The sequence below is a fragment of the Microvirga sp. P4_G7 genome (assembly GCF_056401005.1).
Window position 1 is genome coordinate 1 of record NZ_JBFUKD010000284.1, and the last position, 4489, is coordinate 4489.

Annotated in this window: 3 protein-coding genes; 2 read left to right on the top strand and 1 reads right to left on the bottom strand. The window is 61.4% G+C overall.

Annotation, left to right across the window (positions count from 1 at the left end; translation table 11 throughout):
- The first annotated feature begins 45 nt into the window (after window positions 1–45).
- Window positions 46–930, top strand: a complete 885-nt coding sequence (gene ku / locus AC1DT3_RS12865; protein ID WP_477465644.1) for a non-homologous end joining protein Ku — start codon at window positions 46–48, stop codon at window positions 928–930.
- Window positions 931–936: 6 nt separating this feature from the next.
- Here the strand turns inward: ku (AC1DT3_RS12865) and ku (AC1DT3_RS12870) are convergent, their stop codons facing one another.
- Window positions 937–1776, bottom strand: coding sequence for a non-homologous end joining protein Ku (ku, locus tag AC1DT3_RS12870; RefSeq protein ID WP_477465645.1), 840 nt, complete (start codon window positions 1774–1776; stop codon window positions 937–939).
- 234 nt (window positions 1777–2010) lie between these two features.
- On the opposite strand from ku (AC1DT3_RS12870), the gene ligD reads away from it, so the two are divergent.
- The coding region (ligD, locus tag AC1DT3_RS12875) for a DNA ligase D (RefSeq protein WP_477465646.1) at window positions 2011–4489 on the top strand (2479 nt) is incomplete at its 3' end.

A 4489-nucleotide genomic window follows, 5' to 3' on the forward strand; every position in this document is an offset into this window, starting at 1 on the left:
CTCGGGTACCTTCAGAGTTGAGTCGCGTATCTTGGAGCAGGATTCATGGCACCGCGCGCGATCTGGAAGGGCTTCTTGAAGGTGGCGGAGCTGTCCTGCCCTGTGGCCCTCTACACCGCCGCGACCACATCCGACCGGATCGCCTTCCACACGATCAACCGGGAGACCGGACATCGCGTCAAGCGGCAATACGTCGATGCCGAGACGGGCCGGATCGTCGAGGCGGATCAGCAGATGAAGGGCTATGAGGTTGCCAAGGGGCAATACGTGGAGCTCGAGCCGGAAGAGGTCGCCGCCGTCGTCCCCGAAAGCGACAAGACGCTCGATGTCGGCGCCTTCATCTCATGTGACGAGATCGACGACCTCTATTTCGACCGTCCCTACTATATCGGGCCGAGTTCCCCTGTCGCTTCGGATGCCTTCGCGTTGCTGAGAGAGGGCATGCGGGGAAAGGGTGTCGCCGCGCTCGCGCGGGCGGTCTTGTTCCGCCGCGTGCGCACGGTTCTCATCCGCAGCTTGGACGATGGAATGGTCGCGAACACATTGCATTTCGATTACGAAGTGCGATCCGAGAAAGAGGCCTTCGAGGACATTCCCGATCTGACGATCAAAGGTGAGATGCTCGACCTTGCAAAGCACATCGTCTCGACCAAAAAGGGCAAGTTCGATCCACGCTCTTTCGATGATCGTTACGAGAGCGCCATCGCCGACCTTGTTCGGGCAAAGCAGCAAGGCAAGCCCTTCAAGCCGGCCGCGCAGCCGGCTGCAACGAAGGTCATCGACCTGATGGACGCCTTGCGGCGCAGCGCAGGCGCCGGCTCATCGTCGAAATCCGCGCGAAAGGCCGGCAAGCAGGCCACAAAGCAGACGGCGGCGCGCAAAGGGACCGCCAAATCGCGACATGCGGCATCGCGACGGAAGGCGAGCTAGCGCGCGCTACTTTTTCTTTTTGGGCGGCGGTGTCTTCTTCGACGATGAGGATGCCTGGTTCGCAGCCACGCTGCGCTTCAGCGCGTCCATGATGTTGATGACATTGCTCGGCCGTTCCGGCGCGCCTTTCTTGGCTGACGCTTTCGGGGCAGCTTTCTTCTTTTTCTTCGACGCAATGATCTCTTTCAGTTTGTGCTGGACGGGGTCCTGCACGAGCTTGTCGCTCCATTCGCTGGTGCGCTCGTCGATGAGGGTCTTCACCAGGGTCATGAGTTTTGGATCGACTTTCTCGTCCTTGATGTCGTCGAAATAGGCGTCCGGCGCGCGCACCTCGTCGCCGTATCGCAACGTCCAGGCGACAATGCCTTTGCCGCGCGGCTCCAACATCACCGCGCGTTCGCGGCGATAGAGAACGACCCTCGATATCCCGACCATCCCGGTGGCGCGCATCGCCTCCCGGATGACGGCGAAGGCTTCGTTCGCAACGGGGTCGTCGGGGGTCAGGTAATGAGGCCGATCATACCAGATCCACTCGATCGACTCCTTTGGGACGAACATGTCGACGTCGATGGTGCGGGTGCTTTCGAGCGCGACAGCTGCAAGCTCCTCGTCCTCCAAGAGGACGTAGTCGTCGTCGCCCGCTTGGTAACCCTTTACTTCGTCCTCTTCTTCGACCGGTTCCCCGGTGACGGCATCGACATACCGGCTCTCGATCCGGTTTCCTGTCGCCCGATTGAGCGTGTGAAAACGAATCTTCTCGCCTTCCGACAACGCGGGCACCATCGCAACCGGGCAGGTTACGAAAGAGAGTTTCAAATAGCCTTTCCAAAAAGAACGCGGTGCCACGGCCGGGCCTATTGCCGCTCGCCGCGATCGTCAGTCCTGGTATCGGTATCGATCAGTTCGCGCTTTGGCATGGCCGCATCTCCAGCGTTCGAGAGAGAAATACGAAGCTTGGGCGATCGGTTCCAAAGGAACCGCAAAAGGCACGAAACCGGTCGCGATCGCCAGAACCAAAGCCCCTTCCGCGCGTTCGCATCTTAGCAATTCTTGGCAATTTTTCGGGGGCGAGAGGGCCGCGTGAGCAAAGAGCAGAAGCTTTCGACCTACAAGGCGAAGCGCAACTTCTCAAAGACCGCAGAGCCGAGCGGGGCCGGCGAGGTCGCGCCGTCGCCGCGCCGACGGTTCGTGATCCAGAAACACGACGCCACACGGCTGCACTACGACCTTCGCCTGGAACTCGACGGGGTCTTCAAGTCTTGGGCCGTCACCAAAGGACCGTCGCTCGATCCGCACGACAAGCGCCTCGCCGTCGAGGTCGAGGACCATCCGTTGGATTACGGGGATTTCGAAGGGACGATTCCAGAAGGCCAATACGGTGGCGGAACGGTTCAGCTCTGGGATCGGGGCTCTTGGGAGCCGGAGGGAAAGAAAAGCCCCGAGCTGGCGCTGCGCGATGGCGACTTCAAGTTCAAGTTGGAAGGCAAGCGGCTGCATGGCAGCTGGGTCCTCGTGCGGATGAAAAATGACCGCACGCGCAGCAAGCGCACCAACTGGCTGCTGATCAAGCATCGCGATGAATACGCCACGGACGGGAAGGGCGATGCATTGCTCGCCGAAGATCGCTCGGTCGCGTCGGGGCGAACGATGGCGCAGATCGCTGCCGGAAAGGGGCGCGGCCCAAAGCCGTTCATGCTGGCGGGCAAGGAAGCGGGCGATGCGGATGCCACCTGGGACAGCAACAAGGGGCTCGCCGCAGGCAAGCGCGCGCAGAAAAACCTCACGACGGGTGCCACGAAGGACGATCGCAAGAAGATCAAGACACAGGTGAAGGTGCCGGAGTTTATCGCACCTCAGCTGTGCCAAAGCACGGAAAGACCGCCGGCCGGGCGGGGGTGGGCCCACGAGATCAAATTCGACGGCTATCGCATCCAGTTGAGGATCGCCGCCGGCCGGGTGACGTTGAAGACGCGAAAGGGCCTGGACTGGACGGCAAAATTTGGGGCCATCGCCGATGCCGCGATCGGATTTCCCGATGCGCTGATCGACGGCGAGGTCGTCGCCCTCGACGCCAATGGCGCGCCCGATTTCAGCGCGCTGCAGGCGGCTCTTTCTGAGGGAAACACGGACGAATTGATTTTCTATGCGTTCGATTTGCTCTTCGCCGACGGTCGGGATTGGCGCGAACGCCCCTTGTCCGAACGCAAAGGAGAGCTTGAAAACCTCCTCGCGTCGGCGGGCGGGCAGCCGCTCGTGCGGTTCGTCGAGCACGTCGAAACGGACGGTGCGGCTGTGTTGCGATCGGCCTGCAACTTGAAACTCGAAGGCATCGTGTCGAAGAAGCTCGACGCTCCCTATCATTCAGGTCGCAGCGGTGCTTGGACCAAGGCCAAATGCAGGCCTGGCCATGAGGTCGTCATCGGAGGCTGGACGACGACCAACGGAAGATTTCGCTCCCTTCTCGTCGGCATCAATCGGGACGACCATTTCGCGTATGTGGGACGTGTCGGGACCGGTTACAGCGAGGCGAAAGTCAAGAAGCTGCTCCCGCGATTGAAATCGGTCACGACGGCGAAATCACCGTTTACCAACAGGGGAGCACCGCGAAAGGCGGCCAATATCCATTGGACGCGCCCGGAGCTGGTCGCCGAGATCGAATTCGCTGGATGGACCGGTGGCGGCAGCGTGCGGGCTGCGACATTCAAGGGCCTGCGCGAGGACAAGCCGGCGCGCGATGTCGAGGCTGAGAAACCCGCGCCGGCAGCGACGACGCAGATGCGGGAGCCGGCCGCTCCGGCCGCGCACAAGAGGCGCCCCGGCAAGCCCGTGGTCATGGGTGTTCAAATTTCCAGTCCGGATAAAACGATGTGGCCCGATGGCGGCGATGGAAARCCGGTGACGAAGCTCGATCTCGCGACCTATTACGAGTCGATCGGATCCTGGATGATAGAGCACATCGAGGGACGCCCCTGCTCGATCATCCGCGCCCCCGATGGGCTGGGAGGCGAGCAGTTCTTTCAGCGACATGCCATGCCGGGAACATCGGACCTCCTCGAGCTCGTCACCGTCTTCGGCGACCGAAAGCCTTATCTGCAAATCGATCGCGTCGAGGGGCTGGCAGCGGTGGCGCAAGTCTCCGCATTGGAACTGCATCCGTGGAATTGTCAGCCACGGCAGCCCGAAGTTCCTGGCCGATTGGTGTTCGATCTCGATCCAGGACCCGACGTTCCATTCACGACGGTCGTCGCCGCCGCCCGTGAAATGAAGGACCGGTTGGATGCCTTGGGACTTATCAGCTTTTGCAAGACCACGGGCGGAAAAGGCCTTCATGTGGTGACGCCGCTCGCCGGATCGAAAAAGCAGAAATTGACCTGGGCCATGGCGAAGGAGTTTGCTCGCGAAGTCTGCGTTCAAATGGTGCGCGACAATCCTGAGCGCTATGTCGATAACATGGCGAAGCGGTTGCGGGTTGGCCGCATCTTCCTCGACTATCTCCGCAACGACCGCATGGCGACGGCTGTTGCTCCGCTGTCGCCGCGGGCCCGGCCAGGCGCTACGG